This window comes from Hamadaea tsunoensis DSM 44101, from assembly GCF_000428945.1.
Classification (GTDB): domain Bacteria; phylum Actinomycetota; class Actinomycetes; order Mycobacteriales; family Micromonosporaceae; genus Hamadaea; species Hamadaea tsunoensis.
This window is the reverse complement of record NZ_AUAX01000016.1, coordinates 203781-224634: the sequence shown is the minus strand read 5'-3', so window position 1 is coordinate 224634 and position 20854 is coordinate 203781. Positions and strand designations below refer to the sequence as shown.

Annotated in this window: 29 protein-coding genes; 17 read left to right on the top strand and 12 right to left on the bottom strand. The window is 71.6% G+C overall.

The features are described 5' to 3' along the window. Nucleotides 1-2: 2 nt before the first annotated feature. Complete coding sequence (locus G401_RS47680) at nucleotides 3-464, bottom strand: helix-turn-helix domain-containing protein (RefSeq protein WP_034592689.1); 462 nt, start codon at nucleotides 462-464, stop codon at nucleotides 3-5. Between the two features lie 322 nt (nucleotides 465-786). Between G401_RS47680 and G401_RS0122990 the strand changes: the two genes are divergently transcribed. Next, nucleotides 787-1404: a hypothetical protein gene (locus tag G401_RS0122990; RefSeq protein ID WP_027344357.1), complete on the top strand. Its 618-nt coding sequence runs from the start codon at nucleotides 787-789 to the stop codon at nucleotides 1402-1404. Nucleotides 1405-1595: 191 nt separating this feature from the next. Continuing rightward, a complete protein-coding gene (locus G401_RS0122985) occupies nucleotides 1596-1973 on the top strand; it encodes a cupin domain-containing protein (protein ID WP_245601811.1) in 378 nt (125 codons plus the stop codon). A 35-nt stretch (nucleotides 1974-2008) separates the two neighbouring features. On the opposite strand, the gene G401_RS56070 is transcribed toward G401_RS0122985, so the two are convergent. Further along, the gene (locus G401_RS56070; RefSeq protein ID WP_157546167.1) at nucleotides 2009-2146 is read right to left on the bottom strand and encodes a hypothetical protein; all 138 of its coding nucleotides are present in this window, start codon (nucleotides 2144-2146) and stop codon (nucleotides 2009-2011) included. Between the two features lie 122 nt (nucleotides 2147-2268). After that, nucleotides 2269-2682: an organic hydroperoxide resistance protein gene (locus G401_RS0122975; protein WP_027344355.1), complete on the bottom strand. Its 414-nt coding sequence runs from the start codon at nucleotides 2680-2682 to the stop codon at nucleotides 2269-2271. A 118-nt stretch (nucleotides 2683-2800) separates the two neighbouring features. Between G401_RS0122975 and G401_RS0122970 the strand changes: the two genes are divergently transcribed. Together G401_RS0122970 and G401_RS56815 are read left to right on the top strand one after the other, a co-directional pair. Further along, the gene (locus G401_RS0122970; protein WP_211240811.1) at nucleotides 2801-3376 is read left to right on the top strand and encodes a TetR/AcrR family transcriptional regulator; all 576 of its coding nucleotides are present in this window, start codon (nucleotides 2801-2803) and stop codon (nucleotides 3374-3376) included. Between the two features lie 28 nt (nucleotides 3377-3404). Further along, the gene (locus G401_RS56815) at nucleotides 3405-3872 is read left to right on the top strand and encodes a DUF6158 family protein (protein WP_084557502.1); all 468 of its coding nucleotides are present in this window, start codon (nucleotides 3405-3407) and stop codon (nucleotides 3870-3872) included. Between the two features lie 49 nt (nucleotides 3873-3921). On the opposite strand, the gene G401_RS56065 is transcribed toward G401_RS56815, so the two are convergent. Continuing rightward, nucleotides 3922-4260 (bottom strand): hypothetical protein, encoded by a 339-nt coding sequence (locus tag G401_RS56065; RefSeq protein ID WP_157546164.1) that lies wholly within the window; start codon nucleotides 4258-4260, stop codon nucleotides 3922-3924. 109 nt (nucleotides 4261-4369) lie between these two features. On the opposite strand from G401_RS56065, the gene G401_RS0122960 reads away from it, so the two are divergent. After that, nucleotides 4370-4987, top strand: a complete 618-nt coding sequence (locus G401_RS0122960) for a GyrI-like domain-containing protein (RefSeq protein ID WP_027344352.1) — start codon at nucleotides 4370-4372, stop codon at nucleotides 4985-4987. A gap of 19 nt (nucleotides 4988-5006) precedes the next feature. On the opposite strand, the gene G401_RS0122955 is transcribed toward G401_RS0122960, so the two are convergent. Beyond that, entirely contained in the window at nucleotides 5007-5216 is a 210-nt protein-coding gene (locus G401_RS0122955) for a hypothetical protein (protein WP_027344351.1), read from the bottom strand. 68 nt (nucleotides 5217-5284) lie between these two features. Between G401_RS0122955 and G401_RS0122950 the strand changes: the two genes are divergently transcribed. Together G401_RS0122950 and G401_RS0122945 are read left to right on the top strand one after the other, a co-directional pair. Further along, the gene (locus tag G401_RS0122950; RefSeq protein ID WP_051367020.1) at nucleotides 5285-5806 is read left to right on the top strand and encodes an HIT family protein; all 522 of its coding nucleotides are present in this window, start codon (nucleotides 5285-5287) and stop codon (nucleotides 5804-5806) included. 97 nt (nucleotides 5807-5903) lie between these two features. After that, nucleotides 5904-6575 (top strand): HAD family hydrolase, encoded by a 672-nt coding sequence (locus G401_RS0122945; RefSeq protein ID WP_027344349.1) that lies wholly within the window; start codon nucleotides 5904-5906, stop codon nucleotides 6573-6575. 6 nt (nucleotides 6576-6581) lie between these two features. On the opposite strand, the gene G401_RS0122940 is transcribed toward G401_RS0122945, so the two are convergent. Continuing rightward, the gene (locus G401_RS0122940; RefSeq protein WP_027344348.1) at nucleotides 6582-7952 is read right to left on the bottom strand and encodes an aminotransferase-like domain-containing protein; all 1371 of its coding nucleotides are present in this window, start codon (nucleotides 7950-7952) and stop codon (nucleotides 6582-6584) included. On the opposite strand from G401_RS0122940, the gene G401_RS0122935 reads away from it, so the two are divergent. Further along, nucleotides 7951-9180, top strand: coding sequence for an aminotransferase class V-fold PLP-dependent enzyme (locus tag G401_RS0122935; protein WP_027344347.1), 1230 nt, complete (start codon nucleotides 7951-7953; stop codon nucleotides 9178-9180). The genes G401_RS0122940 and G401_RS0122935 overlap by 2 nt on opposite strands. Here the strand turns inward: G401_RS0122935 and G401_RS0122930 are convergent. Both G401_RS0122930 and G401_RS47675 read right to left on the bottom strand, forming a co-directional pair. Further along, complete coding sequence (locus G401_RS0122930; RefSeq protein WP_027344346.1) at nucleotides 9167-9793, bottom strand: 3-hydroxyacyl-CoA dehydrogenase NAD-binding domain-containing protein; 627 nt, start codon at nucleotides 9791-9793, stop codon at nucleotides 9167-9169. The two genes, G401_RS0122935 and G401_RS0122930, sit on opposite strands and share 14 nt — an antisense overlap. A 41-nt stretch (nucleotides 9794-9834) precedes the next feature. Then, the gene (locus tag G401_RS47675) at nucleotides 9835-11013 is read right to left on the bottom strand and encodes an FAD-dependent monooxygenase (protein WP_034592687.1); all 1179 of its coding nucleotides are present in this window, start codon (nucleotides 11011-11013) and stop codon (nucleotides 9835-9837) included. A gap of 83 nt (nucleotides 11014-11096) precedes the next feature. On the opposite strand from G401_RS47675, the gene G401_RS0122920 reads away from it, so the two are divergent. The 3 genes from G401_RS0122920 (at nucleotide 11097) to G401_RS53175 (ending at nucleotide 12550) form a co-directional block, all read left to right on the top strand. Beyond that, the gene (locus tag G401_RS0122920; protein WP_157546161.1) at nucleotides 11097-11678 is read left to right on the top strand and encodes a TetR/AcrR family transcriptional regulator; all 582 of its coding nucleotides are present in this window, start codon (nucleotides 11097-11099) and stop codon (nucleotides 11676-11678) included. A 132-nt stretch (nucleotides 11679-11810) separates the two neighbouring features. Then, complete coding sequence (locus G401_RS47670) at nucleotides 11811-12230, top strand: ATP-binding protein (RefSeq protein ID WP_051367006.1); 420 nt, start codon at nucleotides 11811-11813, stop codon at nucleotides 12228-12230. After that, nucleotides 12230-12550, top strand: coding sequence for an STAS domain-containing protein (locus G401_RS53175; protein ID WP_051367005.1), 321 nt, complete (start codon nucleotides 12230-12232; stop codon nucleotides 12548-12550). Before G401_RS47670 ends, G401_RS53175 begins: the two co-directional genes overlap by 1 nt. Before the next feature lie 89 nt (nucleotides 12551-12639). Here the strand turns inward: G401_RS53175 and G401_RS0122905 are convergent, their stop codons facing one another. Further along, nucleotides 12640-13569 carry a permease prefix domain 1-containing protein gene (locus tag G401_RS0122905; protein ID WP_027344343.1) on the bottom strand — a complete coding sequence of 310 codons (930 nt, stop codon included), beginning with the start codon at nucleotides 13567-13569 and terminating at the stop codon, nucleotides 12640-12642. Further along, on the bottom strand, nucleotides 13566-13967 hold the full coding sequence (locus G401_RS47660; protein WP_051367004.1) for a PadR family transcriptional regulator: 402 nt from the start codon (nucleotides 13965-13967) through the stop codon (nucleotides 13566-13568). The genes G401_RS0122905 and G401_RS47660 overlap by 4 nt, the downstream gene beginning before the upstream one ends. Before the next feature lie 151 nt (nucleotides 13968-14118). On the opposite strand from G401_RS47660, the gene G401_RS0122895 reads away from it, so the two are divergent. Next, nucleotides 14119-14844: a hypothetical protein gene (locus tag G401_RS0122895; protein ID WP_027344342.1), complete on the top strand. Its 726-nt coding sequence runs from the start codon at nucleotides 14119-14121 to the stop codon at nucleotides 14842-14844. Beyond that, complete coding sequence (locus G401_RS0122890) at nucleotides 14841-15224, top strand: GntR family transcriptional regulator (protein WP_084557501.1); 384 nt, start codon at nucleotides 14841-14843, stop codon at nucleotides 15222-15224. The genes G401_RS0122895 and G401_RS0122890 overlap by 4 nt, the downstream gene beginning before the upstream one ends. Nucleotides 15225-15403: 179 nt before the next feature. Here G401_RS0122890 and G401_RS0122885 read toward each other — a convergent pair whose 3' ends face one another. Continuing rightward, a complete protein-coding gene (locus tag G401_RS0122885; protein WP_027344340.1) occupies nucleotides 15404-15613 on the bottom strand; it encodes a CsbD family protein in 210 nt (69 codons plus the stop codon). Nucleotides 15614-15786: 173 nt separating this feature from the next. On the opposite strand from G401_RS0122885, the gene G401_RS0122880 reads away from it, so the two are divergent. Next, the gene (locus G401_RS0122880) at nucleotides 15787-16950 is read left to right on the top strand and encodes an AI-2E family transporter (RefSeq protein ID WP_051367003.1); all 1164 of its coding nucleotides are present in this window, start codon (nucleotides 15787-15789) and stop codon (nucleotides 16948-16950) included. A 60-nt stretch (nucleotides 16951-17010) separates the two neighbouring features. On the opposite strand, the gene G401_RS47655 is transcribed toward G401_RS0122880, so the two are convergent. Next, nucleotides 17011-18015 carry an MBL fold metallo-hydrolase gene (locus G401_RS47655; RefSeq protein ID WP_051367002.1) on the bottom strand — a complete coding sequence of 335 codons (1005 nt, stop codon included), beginning with the start codon at nucleotides 18013-18015 and terminating at the stop codon, nucleotides 17011-17013. An 83-nt stretch (nucleotides 18016-18098) separates the two neighbouring features. Here G401_RS47655 and G401_RS57825 point away from each other — a divergent pair, with 83 nt between their 5' ends. The 3 genes from G401_RS57825 to G401_RS0122860 are packed head-to-tail and all read left to right on the top strand — an operon-like array spanning nucleotide 18099 to nucleotide 20772. Continuing rightward, entirely contained in the window at nucleotides 18099-19052 is a 954-nt protein-coding gene (locus G401_RS57825) for a LysR family transcriptional regulator (protein ID WP_064741834.1), read from the top strand. Continuing rightward, a complete protein-coding gene (locus tag G401_RS0122865; RefSeq protein ID WP_245601810.1) occupies nucleotides 19045-19926 on the top strand; it encodes a serine hydrolase in 882 nt (293 codons plus the stop codon). The genes G401_RS57825 and G401_RS0122865 overlap by 8 nt, the downstream gene beginning before the upstream one ends. Before the next feature lie 57 nt (nucleotides 19927-19983). After that, entirely contained in the window at nucleotides 19984-20772 is a 789-nt protein-coding gene (locus G401_RS0122860; RefSeq protein ID WP_027344337.1) for an aminoglycoside phosphotransferase family protein, read from the top strand. Nucleotides 20773-20854 lie beyond the last annotated feature (82 nt).

Genomic DNA, 20854 nt, shown 5'->3' with positions numbered 1-20854 from the left:
GGCTATTTGCGGCGGCTCTGCCGGGGCCGGGGATGGCGGTGCAGGAAGGCCGTCGCCCGCGCGCGATCGTCCGGGCTGCCGCCCAGCTCGTGGATGTGCCGGGCGCGGTGGTGCGCGTACGCGAGATCGTCGAGGAGCGTGTTCTCGGTCTGCGGCGCGCTGACCTTGGCCTGGTAACGCTCGTGGACGGTCTGTTTGGAGCGGCCGAGCCGCCCGGCGATCTGTGCCCAGGAAGCCCCCCGCCGGTACGCCTCGGCGATGAGCAGCAGCGAATCGGACTCGACCGCCCGCAGCAGGGAGTCAAGACCGCCCAGGACGTCCAGCGTGAGCGCGGTACGCGCGCCCGCGGCGGTCGGGAACGACGCCGGCGACAGCGGGGGAATGAGAAGCCGCCGCAGCGCGCCGCGCGGTTCGGGGACCCATTCCCAGCCGGCGAAGGACGGCGACAGATAGGGCCAGATCAAGTCTTCTCCGCTCTGCACGACGAACCAGCGTGACAGATGCGGACGGGTGGAGCAGTCGCCAATACGACGAATCGTCAGGAAACCCTGACGATCCTCGCAATTCCGCAGCCCAAGTTGCCTGAGTCGCCCTAGTTTGAACTCCGTGGAAAGGCGCAGGAAAAGCCGGTCCACATCGGAGCTCGGAGATCGGAAAGGGGCGGCGTGGAAGCAGTCGTACTGGCTCGGGATCAACAATGCCGAACGCATCGACACGCGACCGAATCGGTGAATTCAGAATGCCGGCTGCCGGATAGCCGACAGCCGTTCCCAAGGAGGAGATTTCATGACCAGCTATCAGCTCGCCATCGCGTTCGACAGCGACGGCCTGCAGACCCTGGCCGCCGCCGACCAGTGCGTCACCATCGTCAAGTCCATCCGCAGCGGTATCCCGGTCTCCTGGCTGACCTTCCGCCCGATGCTCAACAACACCGTCACCTGGGACGAGACGTACGAGGTGTACGCCTCGACCACCCAGATCGAGGACGGCGCCACGATCGTCACCCAGTCGCTCCAGCCGGCCGTCGGCGGCAACAAGTACACGCTCAGCGGCGGCCAGTTCGACTCGGGCATCACCGCGTACGCGCCGAACATGTACGGCGTCTTCAACAACGACGGCGAGTTCACGGTCGGCAACACCACGATGATCACCAGTGGCCTCTACCAGGCGGCGGCGATCAACGGCATGGCGCAGTCCGGCGCGGTGAACGCCGTGGCCGTGCCCTACCTGGACAACGCGATCTTCACGCCGATCGAGAAGGTGCAGGTGTTCGCGTCCAGCTACAAGAACAACGGCATGGTCATCAGCTCGGTGTCCAGCCAGGCCCTCGAGATCGATCTGACCATGAAGACCTCGCAGGCCGTCCGCTACAACTCCGCCACCAACCAGTTCGCGCCCATGTGACCGACGCCCACCCAGACCGCCGGCCGCGGTCGCGCCGCCCCGGGGCGGGGCCGCGGCCGGCACCCTACCGCTCCCCTGTATCAATGGTGCTCTTCTTTACCAACGTCCACGGGCGGGCACCGGGCTGATTAGCGTCAAGGTTGGAGGCATCCGCGGCATAGCGGAGGCCCCGATCACTGGTGGTGATAACGGTGGGCACTGTCGATATGAAGCATGTCGAGGTGAAGTCCTTCGACAAGCCCGACGAGACCCGGATGTTCGAGGGCAAGGGCATGGCGGACGTGGTGATGGCGGGCGGACGGCCCGTCGCGCGGGGCACGTTCGAGCCGGGCTGGCGGTGGTCGACGAACGTCAAGCCGATCGCCGGCACCGAGTCGTGTGAGGTATCGCATCTGGGCTACTGCATGCAGGGCCGGATGCGCATCCACATGGACGACGGCAGCGAGCAGGAGATCACCACGGGCGAGATCTTCGCGATCCCGCCCGGCCACGACGCGGAGGTCATCGGCGACGAGGCCTGCGTGCTGTTCGACTTCGGTGAGGTCGGCGCGTACGCCAAGCCTCGCTGATCGTCCACATCGGATTCCGGCGGGCCCCGTCCCTCTCATCGAGGGCCGAGGCCCGTCTTTCCGTCGATCAGCTCCCGGACCGCGTCCTCGTCGAGCCCCTCGACGATCGCCAGCACGCTGTCGCGCTGCGCCCGCAGGAACCATCGCAGGGCCGCCTTCTCGTTGTCCACCACGCATGCCGCCTTCCTCGTCGCGGGCCCGGCCGAACCCGTCCACCTGTACGACGCGGGGGCTCGGCCGGAATCGACAGCAGTCCGCGCTCCTCGGGGATCTGCGCTGTTCGGGGATCTCGCCGCTACTCGAGGATGAGGCGTACGGGGACGTTGCCGCGGGTGGCGTTGGAGTAGGGGCACACGTGGTGTGTCGCCGCCAGCAGATCCTGGGCCGCCTCCGGGGTGATGTGCGGCGGCAGCGAGATCCGCAGGGCCACGTCGAGCTGGTAGCCGCCGGCGCCGTTGGGGGACAGCCCGACCTCGGCCGTGACCGAGGCATCGGAGACGTCGAGGTTCTTGCGCGGGGCGACCAGCTTCATCGAGGTGGCGAAGCAGGCCGCGTACCCGGCGGCGAACAGCTGCTCCGGGTTGGTGCCCGCGCCGTCGCCGCCCATCTCGACGGGCAGGGACAGCTTCACGTCCAGCCTGCCGTCGGAGCTGGCCGCCCGGCCGTCGCGGCCGGACGCGGTCGCGACAGCCGTATAGATGTTGGTCATGTTGTTGCCTCCACTGAACTCGGGTCGGGATCGTCACTCGGGTCGGGATTTCCTAGACAGATCTGTCTACCTGGTGGCGCGGCCAGACTAGACAGATCTGTCTGGTACTGTCAATCGCGTGACGGGTACCGGCATCGAGCAGCGGCGCGACAGCCCGGCGCGGGGACGTGTCCTGGGCACGGCGACCGCGCTGTTCTACGCCGAAGGCATCCACGCCGTCGGCATCGACCGGATCATCGCCGAGGCCGGCGTCGCGAAAGCGACCTTCTACCACCACTTCCCGGCCAAGGAGGAGCTGGTCTGCGCGTACGTGCGGGAGCAGAGCAGGATCGGCCGGGCCGCGGTCGCGACGATCGACACCGCCGATCCCCGGGCGGCGCTGCTGGCGGTCTTCGACCAGATCGCCGACGCCGCCGAATTCCCCGGCTACCGCGGCTGCCCGTTCATCAACGCCGCCGCCGAGTACCCGGATCCCGCGAGCCCCGTACGCCAGGCGATCGAGGAGCACCGCCGGTGGAAGCGGGACCTGCTGGTCGACCTGCTGCGCCGGGACGGCGCGGCCGATCCCGGACGGACCGCCGACATCCTCACCGTGCTTGGCGACGGACTGCTGGTCACCAGCCACCTGAACAAGCCGCCGAACCTCCGCCGGCTCGTCCGGGACGCCACGACCGCCGTCCTCAACGGCGGTTAGCCGCTCACCACGCGGGTACACCCTGGTCATGGACAGCATCGTGGTGATCCTCGACGAGGCGTACGCGGCCCGGGAGCGGGTCGGCCGGGACGAGCTCTACCGCCGGGCGGTGGCCGCCGACGCGTCGCCGGACGTGCTGGACGCGCTCGACGCCCTCCCCGAAGGCGAGTACGCCTACGACGAAGTGACCGAAGTACTGGGCGTACCCGCGCTCGCCGCCGGTGGGGTCTATGCCGGTGGGGTCTATGCCGGTGGTATCGCTGCCGGCCTGTCGCCGGAGGGGATTCCGGCGACCCAGCTGACCGAGGAGGATCTGATCCGGGAGCTGGCGGAGCTGCACCGCACCCGCAACGACACCTTCCGGCACGGCTCCGACCAGGCGCTGGAACGCCACACGGAGCGGCAGACGGAGCTGGAGCTGGAGTACCTGCGAAGGTTCCCGGACCGGGAGATCTCGCCGGAACGCCTCCGCAGCGGAGCCCGCGCGAGAGCGTGAACTCCGCCGCTCGATCGAGGCGGGTTTCCGGAGCTCCGCCGGTGGAGTGCTAATCGCCAGAAGGGCCCACCTGCTCTTCGCGCTCCGCCCACCATCGACGCATATGCCTTTCATCCGCAGCCACCTCTTCGGGTGTGCGGACCCGGGGCATCTTTCGCGGTTTCGTCACGTCATCGTAGAAATATCGACAAGCCTCGTTCTCGGTCGCGAAGAAGCGGACCGGATGCTCTACGCCCCGTTCGATGTATCCGACACACCACCGGCCATCCGGCAGCCGGTCCAGGTAGGGCGTGCCATCATGCGTGAAACCGACAAGGTGGCCGTCGACTCGGTAGTTCGGGTCGACATCCGTTGCGGCCAACGCGGTCACAAGTTCTTTGCTATCCATCACACACTCCCTCGATGAAGCCGCAGTCTTCCAATACCTCAGCGGTGACACAATCGGGGGTTGGGCGATGAAGATCGAAGTGGCAGCCCGTCGCGAACAGGGAGACGCTGTGGACAAGTTCGACGTCAAGAAGGCGTACCGCGAGCTGTATGCCCCACCGGCCAAGGACTTCGTCGTCGTCGATGTACCCGAGCTGGCGTACGTCGCCGTCGACGGGCACGGCGATCCGAACACCTCGGCGGCGTACGCGGAGGCTGTCGAGGCGCTGTTCGGCGTCGCGTACGCGGTGAAGTTCGCGAGCCGCAAGGAGCTGGACCGGGATTTCGTGGTGGCGCCGCTGGAGGGGTTGTGGCGGGCGGACGACCCGGCGACCTTCGTGACCAGGCAGAAGGATGCCTGGTCGTGGACGATGATGATCAGCCAGCCGGACTGGATCACCGCGGGGATGGTCGGGGCGGCCGTCGCCGCGACGGCGCGCAAGAAGGACAATCCGGCGCTGGCGCACGTCCGGCTGATGAGCATGGTGGAAGGCCGGTGCGTGCAGATCCTGCATGTGGGGTCCTATGACGACGAGGCTCCGACCTTGGAGCGCCTGCACCATCGTTACCTGCCTGAGCACGGGCTGACCTTCAACGGCGACCATCACGAGATCTATCTCAGCGACGTGCGGCGTACGGAGCCGGCGAAGTTGAAGACGGTTCTGCGGCAGCCGGTGAAATCCGCGTAGGAGAGGTCGGCCGTCGTCGTCAGAGCGCGGGGTTCGTCCGGTCCCGTTCCCAGCGGAAGGCCGCGTCGGGGTGGTCCGAGCCGGTCAGCCGTTCGACCTCCGCGGCGAGTTCCTCCAGGGACCGGCCGGCTACCGCCAGGTCGGAGCCGAGGATGTCGGCCGCGGCGTACGCGTCTCCAGTGTGGACGATGGCGGTGATGAGCGGCGGCTCGGCGGGGTCCGGCGTCACGTCACGATGGTAGCGACCGCCGCACGACGGTAGAGCGCACGACGGTGGAGCGCGGTACGGTGCCGTCCGTGGCCCACCGAAGTGTTCCCTTCGATCGTGTTCCCTTCGACGTGGCGGCGTACGCGCAGCGGTCGCGTACCTCGCCGTGCTTCGTCTGCGCGATCGTCGACGGTACGCCGGGCGGGGAGCACGAGGTCTTCTACGACGACGGCGAGTTCCTGGGTTTCCTCAGCCGCTACCCGACCGTTCCCGGCTACTGCCTGGTGGCACCGCGGGCCCATGTCGAGCACATCGTGCGGGAGCTGAGCGCGGCGGCGTACCTGCGGTTGCAGGCGGCGGTCTACCGGGTGGCGCGGGCCGTCGAGGCCACGGTCCCCTCGGAGCGGACCTACATCGCGAGCCTCGGCAGCCAGCAGGCCAACCGGCACCTGCACGTCCACGTGGTGCCGCTGCCACCGGGCACGCCGCCCGACGAGCAGCAGTTCCACGCCATGATGGCCGAGTACGGCGTGATCGAGCAGCCGGCCGAGGAGAAGGAGCGGCTGGCGCGGGAACTGCGGGCCGCGATCGCCCGGGAGGCCGACCTGTGACCCGACGACAGTCCACTACGGACGGTAGGGGAATCGGGCCAGGAGGCTGTGACAGACTGGGCCCGGCCCGGATACCCGTAGGTGAAGGCGGAGTCGCATGCGCGTCCACGACAACGGTTCGCCGCCGCGGGCGGTCGTGTTCGACCTGGACGGGACGCTGTATCCGCGCGAGCGCTACGTCGATCCGACGCTCGACGTGATCGCGCGGGGGCTGGTGGAGCTGCACGGGCTCACCCCGGCCGCCGCCCGCGACCGCGTCGCCGAGCTGCGCCGGCGGATGGCCGGGAACTGGGACGCGACGTCCACCACCGGCTTCATGATCGCCGAGGGCGTCGATCCGGCCCGCTGGAGCGCGTACCGGTCGCGGCACCTCGACATCGCCGCGGGTCTGTCCCGCGACGAGGAGCTCGTCGCGGCCGTCCGGCGGCTGAGCGGACACCTTCCGGTCGCGCTGCTGACCAACAACACGCGTACGCTCGCCGGGCGCATCCTGGCGAAGATCGGCTTCCCGGACGGCGTGTTCACGGCCGTCGTCGGTGCCGAGGACACGGGAGCGCAGCCGAAGCCGTCCCCGGCCGCGTTCGGGATCGTGCTGGACCGGCTCGGCGTCGGCGCGCCGGGCACCTGGAGTGTCGGCGACCGCTACGACATCGACGTCGCGCCGCTGGAGCGGCTGGGCGGGGCGGGTGTGACCGTCGAGGGGCCCGGCGAGATCGGCGAGGCTGTCGGCCTGCTGCTGTCACGTCTCGGTGGCGTGGCCGCCGCCTGAGCGCGCTTACGCGAGCCGGCGGGCCGCCGTACCGAATTCGGCCACGTCGGCGGCCGCGAAGTTCAGGCGCGCGTACGCCCCGGGTGGCTCGTCGGGGAAGTAGCCGCGTCCCGGGCTCACCGCGACTCCACGCGAGAGCGCGGCGTGGGTGCTCTCGGCGTACTCGGCGGGGGTGGTGAACCAGAGGTGCAGGCCGCCCGAAGGGAACCGGGTGAGAGTCCACTGCGGACAGTGTTCGTGCATCGCCGCGGCGAGCGCCGCGCACCGTTCGCGCAGCGCGACGGCCAGGGTACGCAGATGCCGCTCCCAGGCGGGCGAGCAGAGCAGGTCGACGGCGGCCTCCTGCAGCGGGCGGGCGAGGAAGAAGTCGTCCACGAGGCGCAGCGCGCGCAGCCGGTCGAGGACCGGGCCGCGGGCGACGACGGCGCCGACCCGCAGGCTGGGCGCGGCGGGCTTGGTGAGCGACGTGAGGTGCACGACCGTGCCGTCGGCGTCGTCGGCGGCGAGCGGGCGGGGGAGCGCGGCGCCGTGGCCGAGGTGGCGGGCGTAGTCGTCCTCGACGATGAAGGCGCCGGCCGCGCGGGCGACGGCGAGGATCTGGTGGCGGCGCTCGGCGGACAGCACGGTGCCGGTGGGGTTGTGGAAGGTCGGCTGGCAGTAGAACAGCCGGGCGCCCGTCATCGCGAAGGCCTCCGCGAGCAGGTCGGGCCGCACGCCGTCGGCGTCCATCGGCACGGCGACGGGCCGCAGCCCGGCGGCCCGCGCGGCGGCCAGCGCGCCGCGGTAGGTGGGGGTCTCGACGAGGACGGGGCTGCCGGGCGCGATCGTCGACCGGAACACCATCGACAGCGCGTTCTGCCCGCCGGCGGTGACGAGGACGTCGTCGGGGCCGAACCCGGGCCCGGCCCAGCGGGCGAAGACCGTCCGCAGTGGAGTGATCCCGGCGGCGGGCGCGCGGTCCCAGGCGTCCGGGCGGCGGGCGGCCCGGGCGAGCGCGGCTTCGAGGGCGCGGATCGGCCGCAGGGAGGCGTGCAGGTAGCCGCCGGACAGCGTGATCGCGCCGGCCGGTGGCGAGCTGAGCAGATCGTGGGCGGCCCGGGCGTCGAACGCGCGCCCGGCCAGCGCGACCGTCTGCCAGGAGGTGTCCGCCTCGGTCCCGGCCGGGCGGCGGGCCGCGACGAAGGTACCGCTGCCGGGCCGGGTCACGACGCGCCCCTCGGCCGCCAGCCGGGCGATGGCGCGGCTGACGGTGACGGGGCCGACCGCGTACCGGGTGACGAGGTCGCGGCTGGTGGGCAGGCGTTCGCCCGGGGCCAGGCCGCCGATCTCGGTACGCAGTCTGGCTGCGAGCGCCTCGATACTGCTACTCTCGGACATGAGTGAACAGAATAGCGCTACTGAGTTGCTGAGGGAACCGCTTCTGGACGTCGCCGCCCTGCGGGCCGACACGCCCGGCGCGGAGTCGGTGATCCACTTCAACAACGCGGGCTGCGGGTTGCTGGCCCGCCCGGTGCTCGACGCGATGGTCGAGCACCTGCGGCTGGAGGCCGCGATCGGCGGCTACGAAGCGTCCGCGGCCCGGTCCGGCGCCGTACGCGGCTTCTACCAGGCGGTCGCCGAGCTCATCCACTGTGGACCGGAGAACATCGCGTTCGCGGGCAGCGCGACCCACGCGTACGCGCGGGCGTTGTCGGCGATCCCGTTCGAGGCCGGGGATGTCGTCCTGACCACTCGCAACGACTTCGTCTCCAACCAGATCGCGTTCCTGGCCCTGCGCAAGCGGTTCGGCGTCGAGATCGTGCACGCCCCGGACCGGCCGGACGGCGCGGGCGTCGACGTGGACGCGATGGCGTCGCTGATGCGTACGCGCCGGCCGCGGCTGGTGGCGGCGACCCATGTGCCGACGAATTCGGGCCTCGTGCAGCCGGTCGCCGACATCGGCCGGCACTGCCGGGAACTGGACCTGCTGTACCTGGTGGACGCGTGCCAGTCGGCCGGGCAGCGTGACCTCGACGTCGCCGAGATCGGCTGCGACCTGCTGACGGCCACCTGCCGCAAGTTCCTGCGGGGCCCGCGCGGCTCGGGGTTCCTCTACGTGTCCGACCGGGTGCTGCGCGAGGGCTACGAACCGCTGTCCATCGACATGCACGGGGCGCGCTGGACCGGACCGGAGGCGTACGAGCCGGTCGCCTCGGCCGCCCGCTTCGAGGAGTGGGAGTTCCCGTACGCCACGCTGCTCGGCTGCGCCGAGGCGGTCCGGTACGCCACGGGCGTCGGTGTCGCCGCGGCCGGCCGGCGAGCCGCGGAGCTCGCCGGTGCCCTGCGGACGGGGCTGGCGGACGTCCCCGGCGTACGCGTCCTGGACCGGGGCGCGGATCGGGCGGCGCTGGTCACGTTCGCCATCGACGGCTGGGCGGCGGCCGAGTTCAAGGCGGCCCTGGACGCCCGGCGGATCAACTCCGCGCTGAGCTACCGGGAGTTCGCGGTGCTCGACTTCGGCGACAAGGACGTGGACTGGTGCCTGCGGCTGTCCCCGCACTACTACAACACCGAGTCCGAAGTGGAGAGTGTCGTCGAGGCGGTACGCGAGCTCAGCGCGGCCTGAGCGAGTCGATCGACGCCGAGCGTGCCCCGTCGTCGGTTGTGGCGTCGGTGGTGCCGTCGGTTGTACCGTCGCGCCGCTCGACCGGCACCAGTCCGAGGTCGGCGGCGAACCGCGCGACCGCGCGCAGGACGGTCGGCGAGGTCGCCGTCGTTCCCATGATCTCGGCGGCGCCCTCCCCGATGTCGCCCTGGCCGCCCTGGCCTGCTTGACCGTCTTGGCGCGCTTGGTCGTCTTGGCGCGCTAGGTCGGCTTGGCGGGCTGGGTCGGGGAGGCGCAGCGCGAGGAACCGGTCCGGCCGCGCGGTGAAGGCCACCAGGTCGCTCGGCGGCAGCGTCGAGGTCGTGGCGAAGATCGCCCCCTCCGGAGCGACCGCCGCCAGGCTCGCGTACGCGTCGCGGTGGGCGGAGACCGTCTCGGGCACGGCTTCGATGATCAGATGGGCCTCGCGGGTGGCCGCGGCGAGATCGGTGCTCAGGCGTACGCCGGCCGGGACGGCCTCCGCCGCCAGGCCGTACGCGATCACGGGGAATCCGCGTCCGGCGGCGTACCCGGCGATCCGCGATCCGCGTACGCCCGGCCCGAGCACCGTGATGTTCCTGATCCAGCCGCTCATCGGCCGCCCCCTTCCCGGATGGCGCGGGTGATCCCATCAGATCACGACCGGCCGGCGGGAACCTCGATTCCGGGCGAAAGCGGCTCGCCCGCGCCTTCGAGCGCGCCGAGGGCCGTGAGGAACGGCAGCCGGGCCAGGGTGTCGCGGACCCGGCTGCCGGCCCGCGTCTTCGGCACCATCATGCGGACGTTCGGGCCGATCCGGTGCCGGCGCCGGACGAGCGGGGTGTGGGCGGCCTGGTACCGGGCGAAGGCAGCGGCGTGGTCGCCGTCCGCCCGCGCGAGTTCGGCCGCCAGCCGGTAGCTGCCGACGACGGCCAGTTCGGCACCGGCGCCCGAGGCCGGCGAGGCGCAGTACGCGGCATCGCCGACGAGCCCGATCCGGCCGGTCGACCAGGCGGGCAGGCGTACCTGGCTCAGGGAGTCGAAGTAGAAGCCGGGATCGGCGGTGGCCGCGTCCAGCAGGGCCGGTACGTGCCAGCCGCGGTCGTCGGCGAAGGCGTCGCGGACGATCCGCCGGTGCTGGTCCACGTCGCGGTAGTCGTAGACGAGCGGCGCCGACCGGAAGATGAAGTACGCCTTGGCCTGCGGGTGGTTGCCCGAGCGGTACACCCCGGCCATGCGGCCCGGGCGGTTGAACATGGTCACCCAGCGGTCCTCCCCGAGGGCGGGATCGGCGTCGGCGAAGGCGAAGTAGTGGCCGTGGAAATGCAGGAACCGGTCCTCGGGCCCGAACGCGAGCCGGCGGACGGTCGAGTGCAGGCCGTCGGCGCCGATCACCAGGTCGAAGCGCTCGGTGGCGCCCCGGTCGAAGGTGACGCTCACCCCGGTGCCGTCCTGGTCGAGGGCGCGTACCGGGGAGCCGAAGCGGAACTCGACGTCGCTGCTGTTCTCGACGGTCGAGGCGAGCAGGCCGACCAGGTCGCCGCGCATGATCTCGACCGCACCCGGGACGCGGGTGTCGATCCGGGCCCGGGCACGGCCGGCCGCGTCGACGAACTTCATGCCGATCACGTCGGTGGCGGCCGCGCGTACGCGATCGGTGAGGCCCATGAGCTCGATGACCTCGGCGGCCCGCGCGCGCAGGTCGACGCCGTTGCCGCCGGGGCGCGGGCCGTCCGTGCGCTCGGCGACGGTGACGGCGAAACCGGCGCGGGCGAGCCAGTGGGCGGCGGTGAGGCCGGCGATGCTCGCGCCGGCGATGAGGACGTGCTGCTTCATCTCGCACCTTCCAGGGGCTACGATCCAGGCTGGGAATAAGTGGAATTCACGTTCCAAATCATTATGTGGAAGGGGCGTTCCAGATGTCAAGTGAGCCCGGTGCCCGCCGTGCGGACGCGGTACGCAACCGAGGCCTGGCCCTCGACGCGGCGAAGCAGCTGCTGGCCCAGCCGGAGGCGCAGCTGACGGTCGAGAAGATCGCCCAGCGGGCGGGGCTCGGCGCGGGCACGGTCGTCCGCGCGTTCGGCGGCAAGGACGCCCTGCTGGACGCGGCCGTGGCGGAACTGCTCACGCCGATCGTCGCGCGGGGCCGGGAACTGGCCGCGACCCCGGACGAGGCCGCGCTGCGTACTTTCCTGGTGGAGCTGAGCGCCTTCCAGCGCGAGCATTACGCGATCAGCGAGCAGATCGCGGGCCTGTCCCTCCCGGCGACGGCGGCGCTGGAGGCCGAGCTCGGCGGGGTCCTGCGCGACCTGCTCGCGGCCGGCCGGGCGGCCGGGCGCATCCGCACCGACATCGCCCTGGAGACCGCGGTGGTGCTCGTCGGGGAGGCCGCGCACGCCGTGGCGCGGGCCCGCAAAGGCCCGGGGGACCTCGGCGCGGCGTTCGTGACGGTTCTGCTCGACGGCCTGCGCCCGCCGTCCGGAGCGAGCACCGCGGCCTGAATGCACCGCAGCCTGAATGCACTGCGGCCAGAGTGCACCGCGGCCTGAGTGCACTGTGGATGACCACGGAGTGTTTGCGACCTCGCTCGGCCGGGTAGCACGGGGGCTGTCACCGTGCGAGAGGGAGGGATCATGAGCCAGCTGTCCGCTCGCCTCGACCTGCCGGTCAACCGGCCCGACGCGCCCCGCTACGCCCGTCGGGCCGCCCGCATGCTGCTGGCCGGCTGGGGCTTTCAGGACCCGCGCTGGCTCGACGACGCCGAACTGGTGGTCAGCGAACTGGTCACCAACGCCGTACGCCACGGCGGCGGGCTGATCGAGCTGCGGCTGGAGGCGCACGACGAGGCGATCGTCGTCAGCGCGGCCGACGGATCCTCGGTGGTGCCCCGCCGCCGGGCGGCCGGCGGCGGCCCCCGGGACGACGGCGGCCGGGGGATCGCCATCATCGAGGAGTTCGCGCAGGACTGGGGAGTGGAGAACCACGAAGGCGGCAAACGGGTCTGGGTTCGCCTCGCGGCGATGCCGGCGCAGCAGGGCCGGAGGATGACCTGATGCTCACGATCACCCCGCAGGAGGGCGGCGCGGTGGCGCGGCTGCTGCTCGACGGCGAACTCGACCTGTCGACCGCCGGCGACCTCGCCTCGGCGGTCGAGGAATCGCTCGCCGACCGGACGCTGGAACGCATCGTGGTCGACCTGCACGGCGTACGGTTCTGCGATTCGAGCGGGATCGAGGCGCTGCTGGTCGCCCAGGACCTGGCCGCGTCCGCCGGCCTGCCTCTGGTGACCGAGGAGACCTCGGACGTGATCACCCGGATCCTCAAGGTGTGCGGTGTCTGGGAAGTGCTGACGGGAACGCAGCCGGCGCTGTGACCGGCTGCGTTCCGCTCGGAGTCGGTGGAGCTCGCCACGCGGGGTCCTGACGCCAGGGTCCTGACGCGTGGGTCCTGACGTCTGGGTCCTTACGCGTCGGTCCGGCCGAACAGCATCCGCGCGAGCAGGAGCATCATCGCCGCGAAGCCGCCGAGCAGGGCCAGCCACGACCAGGCCCAGCCGACCGTCAGGCTGAGGACGACGAAGACCGCGAACGCGACCAGCCAGATCACCAGGGTGTAGATGCCGAACCGGGCGGCCGCGGCGGGATCGGTGTCGAACCGGGTCGCCACGCCGGAGTGCTCCCTCTGGATCGCGCGTACCCAGGCCTTGTGGCGGTTGGTCTGGGTGGCGCCGAGGAACGCGAACAGCACGATGGCCGCGACCACGCCCAGCGCCGCGAAGGTCACCGTCCACAAGGGAAGTTCGCCGAGCGCGATCAGGCCGCCGAGGCCGAGTCCGAAAGCGCCGAGCAGCGTCGCGAAGAAGTAGCCGCCGGCCCGCCGGGCGGGCATCGGGTAGCTGGTCGTCGTCTCCTGCGCCAGCGGGTCGCCGACCAGCCACGCGATGCCGGTCGCGCCGATCCCGGTGAGCAGGACCAGCACCCCCGCAGGCAAGGCCAGGACGTCGGTCGCGCCGAGGGCCGCGAGGCCCAGCCCGATCACGGTCGCCAGTGCGGCGACGACCACCCGCACGACGAAAGCCGGCTTCGGGCGTACGCGGTGGCGCTCGGCCGCGTTCGTCCAGGTCTCGGCGGCCGCGGCGGAACCCGCCGGGGAACCCGGATCCGGAGTGCCGTCGAGCAGCGCGCGCACGTCGCCGACCTCGGCGATCGCGTGGCGGGCGGCCTCGTGCGGGGACCGGCCGGCGGCCACGAGCTCGGCGACCCGGGCGAGCAGGTTCGCCCGCATCTCCTCCTTCAGGTCCTGCGCGTCCGGGGTCATGGCGACCCCGGCGAAGGCCTCGTCGAGCAGGCGGTGCAGGTCCCCGGCGGGCGTACGGAGCTGGTCGTCGGTCATCGCTGCCGTCCTTCGGTGAAGTCTTTCGTGTGCAGGAGGGTGTCGAGGATGCTGCGGGTGGTGATCCACGCCGCGACGTTGCCGCTGAACACGGCCCGGCCGGCGTCGGTGATGCGGTAGTACTTGCGGCGGCCGCCCTGCGTCTCGTCGCCCCAGTACGCCTCGATCAGGCCGTCCTTGACCAGGCGGCGGTAGGTCGCGTAGAGGGTGGCCTCCTTGATCGCGTGGTCGCCGCCCGTCGCGTCCCGGATCGTCTTGTAGATCTCGAATCCGTAGCTGTCCCCGTCCCGCAGTACGCCGAGCACGATCGTGTCGGTGTGGCCGCGCAGGAGGTCGGCCGCGAAAGCGTCGCTGCCCGAGGAGTCGGGCGGTGGCCCGGGCGGGTCTTCATTCGTCATCACGTGAAGTACTGTATCACATCAAGTACTCGACGAGAACGAGTCCAAGATGAGGTAAAGCACGTGGCCGAGCCGGCTTGTCACAACCACTTGATACAAGTTCCGCCGGAGGGTTACCTTGTATCAATCAGTTGCTACAAGGAGGCTTCGTGTGACCATCGGCGGATACTGCCGCTTGGCGGGCCTGGTCGTCGGGACCGGGCTGGCTTTCGCGATGACCCGTACCTACCTCTTCGACCTCGCCCCGGTCGCGCTGGCCGCGGCCGTCGCGGCGGGCCTGCTGGCCGGCGAGGCCGTCACGCCGCGCCCAGCCCGCGCCCGGGGAGTGGCGAGCCTGCGTCCGCGTCGGCTGGGCGACTACCTCTCCGGACGGACCGTGCTGGTGGTCGTCCTGCTGGGCGCCGGCGTGCTCGGCCTCGGGCTCCTGCGCCTGCCGCATCATCCCGGCCACGAGATCGACTACTTCGGGGTGGCGTCGCCGGTGAGCCTCGTGACGACGAAGGCCACCCTCGGCGTCGTCGCGCTTCTTGCCGGGCTGACGGTGTGGCTGGTGGCCCGCAGTGCGCAGACGGGCGCCACCGAGATCGAGCGCGCCGAGGACGAGGCGTGGCGCCAGGCGGCCGTGCGCCGGATCGCGAACTGTTGCGCCGCCGTGTTCGCGCTCGTCTTCACCGCGCTCGGTTTCTGGTACGCCGACAGCGAGTTGGACTGGCGCGGCGGTGGATCGCCGACCATGGGGGTTGCGCTGTCGCTGCTGTCCGCGGCCGGTCTGGTGCTGTTCGCCTACTACGCCGCCACGCTGATCGCGGTGGCGGCCGAACCTGCCACGCCGGCTCGGCCGGAGAGTCTCACCACTGTGGACGCGACAGTCCGGTGAGCATCGACCCGGAGATCCGCATCAACCCCCACTCGCATGTCCCCCCGTTCGAACAGGTCCGCCAGCAGATCGCCGATCTGATCGCCCTCGGCACCCTCCGGCCCGATCAGCGCCTGCCGCCTGTCCGCCAGCTCGCCGCCGACCTCGGCCTGGCCAACGGCACCGTCGCCCGCGCGTACCAGGAGCTGGAAGCGGCCGGCTTGGTCACCACCGGACGCGCCGCCGGGACCCGGATCGCGGCGGCGCTGCCGCCCGGCAGCCGGGGCGACATCCTCGCCGCCAAGGCGGTCGAATACGTCGCGGCCGCCCGTCGGCTCGGGGCCGGCGACGAGGAGATAGCGCGGGCGTTGACCACCGCGCTGAACAAGCCCGTCGAATAGTGATCATCCCCCGGGCGTACGCGTCCCCAGCGAGGCCGACAGCGGTGCTGTTCCGCGAGCTTGCCTTGCCCGATGCGTTCGGATCAGGGCAGCGGCACCGGCCGGACCCGCAGGTTCCCGGCCGGTGCCGCGTGCGCCGCTCATCTCGCTGAGCGGTCGAGCTCTGTCATCGGTCGAGCTCAGTTGTCGGTGCGCTCGGCGTCGCTCTCGGCGTCGCGGCCGCGCAGCGCGTCGCGTACCTCGTCGCCGGCCTTGCCCAGCTTCGCCTTGCCCTGCTCGACCACGCCCTCGGCCTGAAGGCGGTGGTTGTCGGTCGCGTCGCCGATCTTCTCCTTCGCCTTGCCGATCAGGTCCTGCGCCTCGTGCTTGGTCTTGTCCACGGTTCCCATCCCGATCTCCTTTGACTGGGCGTCGTCCGGACGACCTGGTTGTGCCCACCGTCGCGCTCCCTCAACCCTCCGCCGGCGACATCGATCGAACCGTTCCGCGACCTGGGCGTACGCGGGACGCCGATCCGGGCGTATCGCGTTTGCCCAGGTGATCGGGCGGGCAGTTGTATACCGTGGCTGATGAAGACGCCGGCGCTCAGAACCAGGCCGGGGAGGGCGCCAGCGCTCAGGAGCAGGCTGTCGCCGACGCCCATGAAGAGGCGGAGCGGCTGAGCACGGCCGCGCCGGTGCTGGGCAAGCCCGGCCCGCCGATCGGCCGGCGATCACCGTTCGTCATCGGCTTCTGGGGCGCGCTCGGTGTCGGGGTGGCGTACGAGCTGGGCCGCCTGCTGCAGGCCGCCAGCGGGGTGCTGGTCCTGGTGGCGGTCGCCTTGTTCCTCGCGATCGGGCTGGAGCCCGCGGTCGCCTGGCTCGGGCGGACCCGGATGCCCCGCGCCCTGGCGGTGCCGCTGGTCGCATTGCTGATCATCGGTGTCCTCGGCGGCTTCCTCGCGCTGGCGCTGCCGCCGCTGATCGCGCAGGTCGGCCAGTTCGTCGACCAGTTGCCGGTCTACATCAGCCAGATGCGCGACCACAGCACCACCCTGGGGCACCTGGACGCCCGCTACCACATCGAGGAACGCGTACGCCAAGCACTGTCGGGTGTGGACAGTTCAGCGATGGCCGGGGAGGTCGTCAGCGCCGGCCGGGTCGTCCTGAGCACCACGTTCTCGATCTTCACGGTGCTGGTCCTGACCGTGTACCTCATGTTCGACCTGCCGCGTATCCGCCGGCTGCTCTACCGGCTGACCCCGGCCTCCCGGCGCGCCCGGGTGATCCTCATCGGCGACGAGATCAGCGGCAAGGTCGGCCACTACGTCCTCGGCAACCTCGTCACCAGTCTCATCGCCGGGGTCGGGACGACCGTCTGGCTGCTGATCTTCCACGTGCCCTACCCGATCGTGCTGGGCATCATGGTGGCCCTGTTCGACCTGATCCCGATCATCGGATCCACCATCGCGGGCATCATCGTCTCCCTGATCGCCCTGACCGTGTCGCTGCCGGTGGCCATCGCCACCGCGGTGTTCTACATCGCGTACCGGCTGCTGGAGGACTACCTGATCGTGCCGCGCGTCATCGGGCGTGCGGTGTCGGTGCCGGCCGTGGCCACGATCCTCGCCGTCCTGATCGGCGGGGCGGCCGGCGGCCTGCTCGGCGCGCTGGTGGCGATCCCGGTCGCGGCGGCCATCGACATCATCCTGCGGGAGACGGTGTTCCCGCGCCTGGACCGCGCGTGACGCAGAGGTGCGCAGAAGGCCCGGACATCCGTACGCGCAATGTCCGGGCCCAGGGCCTGCCTACAGGGTGAACGCCTCCAGGTGGCGCGCCTCGATGACCTTCGTCGGCATCCGCAGCGCCCGGATGGCGTCGCGGAGCCGGGTCGCCGCGGTCGCGTCGACGGTCCCCGGCAGGTTGGGGTTGTCGAACTTGGTCACCATGTCGTCGTGGTGCACCGGTACGACGTAGCGGGGACCGCCGAGGACGGTCAGCAGCCGTTCGAGGTAGTCGGGCAGCGAGGAGTAGTCGGTCATCGACACCATGACGACGTCCGGGCGCAGCCCTTCCAGCTCCCGTTCGACGAAGTTGGTGCCGCCGGAGAACAGCACCCGCAGCCGGCCGCCGAACGTGACCTGGTACGCCAGCGTCCCGCCCTCCACGAGGTCGCTGATGGTCTGCGGGGTGGGCGGCGGCGCGACGCGTACGCCCGGCATGGCGAAGCCGAAGCCCTTGGACTGGCTGTGCAGGCTGCGCACGACCCGCACCTGGTACGCCCCGAAGTCGAGTTCCTCACCGCCGGTGGCGACGATGAAGTTCTTGCGCCGGGCGTCGGACACCCCCATGCCGGCCAGCAGGTTGCGTACCGTGTCGGTGCCGATGGTGCGGATCGTGGCACCGGCCCAGTCCGGCCGGGCGAGCAGCTGCGGTACGTCGGCCAGGTGGTCCCAGTGCCCGTGACTGACCATGATCAGCTCGGGGGGACCGGCGAGCGTACCGGCCGCCAGCAGCCGGTCGACTATCGTCGGGTCGATGTCCAGCGCGGGGTTCGACTGGTAGTCGAAGCGGCTCAGGTAGGGGTCGAAATACAGCACGTGGCCGTCGTGGACCACCTGCCACCCGGCGACGCCCAGCCATCGGAACGTGACGTCCGCGGTTCCCCGCGGCCGGGCCGCCGCGGCTGGAGCAGCGCCGGAGACGACCGGCGCGGCGGCGAGGCCGACGGCGGCGGCCGTTCCACCGAGGACGGTACGGCGCAGGACTTCCCGGCGGCGCAAGGGGTTCGGGGGAGTGCTGTTGCTCTGCATGGGCCGACGATCGCCCCGCATGATCACGCTGCCAACATCACTTTCCGACACGTTCGATATCGGAACTGATATCGTTGCCGGTCGTGGACCTCCTGCAACACCTGCGATATTTCGTCACGGTGGCTGAGGAACTGCATTTCGGCCGTGCCGCGGCCCGGCTGCACATGGCTCAGCCACCCCTGTCGCAGCGCATCCAGCGGCTGGAACGCGAACTGGGGACCCGCCTGTTCGACCGCACACCCCGCCGGGTCGCCCTCACCGAATCAGGGCGGACGCTGCTGCCCGAGGCGCGTGAACTGCTCAGCCGCGCCGACCGGCTGACCGAGCTCGCCCAGCGCCGCGAAACGCCGCCGGCCGTGCTGCGGGGCGCGGTACCGCCCGGCGTCGACGCGGCGGTGGTGGCGGCGGTCCTCGACGGATTCGCCCGGTCCCGGTCGCGTACGCGCCTGCGGCTGCAGGAGATCGGCAACGCCGCCCAGCTGCGCGGCCTGGCCGACGGCCGGCTCGACGCCGCCGTGCTGCAGCTGCCGTGCGACACCGCCGCCCTGGTCCTCGGACCGGTGCTCCACCGTCCGATGGGCGTCGTCGCCGCCGACTCGCTGCTGCCGGCCGGGGCGGAAGTCCTGCTGTCCCAGCTGAACGACCACGACCTGGCGCTGTTTCGGCGCGCCACGGCACCCGCCCGCTACGACGAGATCCTCGACACCTGCGCCCGGCACGGCTACCACCCGCCCACCGTCCACCAGGCCGGCAGCCGCGCGTTCGGGCTGGGGCTGGTGATGGCCGGAACCGCGGTCACCTTCGACGTCGCCCGCCCCCAGCCGGCCGGGCTGACCTGGCGCCCGCTGGCCGGTCAGCCGCTCGCCGAACGGCTCGCCCCGGCGTGGCCGCGTACCGGGCACCACCCCGACGTCGAGGCGTTCGCCGAAGCGGCCGCCCGCGCGCTCCGGCCGGCGGCGCAGCCGCCCTCCCGGACCGCGCCGCACGCCCGGCCGGTCCTGGACATCCTGCCCATGCCGGAGGACCGCCATGCCTGATCCGATGATCGAGCACCTGATCGAGCACCGCATCGCCGCGCTGTTCGCCGACGCCGGGGCGATCGGCCGGCTGCATGCGGTCGACATCGACACCGGCCGGCAGGTCGCCGTCGCCGCCGACGAGCCGGTCGCCATCGGCAGCGTGTTCAAGCTGCCGCTCGTCGTCGCCCTGCACCGGCTCGCCGACGCCGGCGTCCTGGACCTCACCGAGGCCGTGACGCTGGCGACCGGGCGTACCAGCGGGCCGACCGGCATCGGAGCCATGCGCGACCCGGTCACGATGTCGCTGCGCGACCTGGCCCACCTGGCCGTCAGCGTCTCCGACAACGCCGCCGCCGACGCGATCGCCGACCGGATCGGCCTGCCCGCGGTCGCCGAGACGCTGGCCCGCCTCGGTCTCGCCGGCACCGCCGTCACCCAGCTGTGCCGCGACATCGCCGAGCGCACCCTCGCCGATCTCGGTACCGATCCCGCCGCGCTCACCGACCCGTCGGCCCTGTCGCGGCTGTCCACGCTGGACCCCGGGCGTACCAACCGGTCCACCGCGCGCGACTGCACGACGCTGCTCACCGCCGTCTGGCGCGACACCGCCGCCGCCCCGTCCTCCTGCTCGGCCGTACGCCGGCTGCTGTCGCTGCAGGTGTGGCCGCACCGGCTGGCCGCGGGCTTCCCCTACGACGATGTACGCGTCTACGGCAAGACCGGCACGTTGCCCACCATCCGCAACGAAGTGGGGGTCGTCGAGTACCCCGACGGCGGCCGGTACGCCGTCGCGGTGTTCACGCGCAGCGCCTCCACCGCCCTGGCCCTGCCCCGCGTCGACGCCGTGATCGGCACCGCCGCGCGTACGGCGGTCCAGTACCTCCGGGCCTGATGCATTCGGTCGCGTTATTCGGTCGCAACGGTCGTCCGGTGGCGGTAGAACCGCGGGATGACGGAACAACGGTTACCCGGCGGGCGCGGTTTCGGAGCGGTACGCGTCGGCGGCGAGGTCCGCCGGCCCGCGCAGCCGTGGACCTCGACCGTGCACACGGTGCTGCGCCACCTGGAGGACGCCGGGTTCGACGGCGCCCCGCGTGGCCGGGGGCGCGACGAGCAGGGACGCGAACGGCTGACGTTCCTGCCCGGCCAGACACTGGGTGACACCCCGCCGCCGTGGCCCGGCTGGCTGCGTTCCGACGACGCGCTGCGGCAGGTCGGCGGCTGGCTGCGGACGCTGCACGACGCGACCGCGAGCTACCGGCCGGACGCCGATGCCGTCTGGTTCACCGGCCGCGCGTGGCAGCCGGGGCTGCTCATCGGGCATCTGGACGCCTCACCGTGGAACGCCGTGTGGGCCGACGACGGCACCCTGGTCGGCTTCGTCGACTGGGACACCGCCAGCCCGGCCCGGCGCGAGGACGACCTCGCGTTCTCGGCGTTGACCTGGGTGCCGCTGCTGACCGAGCCGCTCGCCGAGTCGGTCGGCTTTCCCGACCCCGCCGATCGGCACCGGCGGCTGCACCTGCTGCTCGACGCGTACGGCTACACCGGCGACCGGATCGCGATCCGTGACGCGATCATGGGACGCGTCGAGCGCAACGTCGAGGTGATCCGGCAGCTCGCGGCGGGCGGGGAGCCGGTCTTCCAGCTCATGCTGCCCTGGGCGGCGGACCTGGAACAGTCCGGGCGCGAGGTGGCCGCGCTGCCCGACGGGTTCTGGCGCGAACCCGGCCGGTGACGGGGTCCACAGCCGGGTCCATGGCGCCGATCGGCCGAGCCGGCGGGGGTGACAAGCTTCGGACCGGCCGGTGGATCCGTCG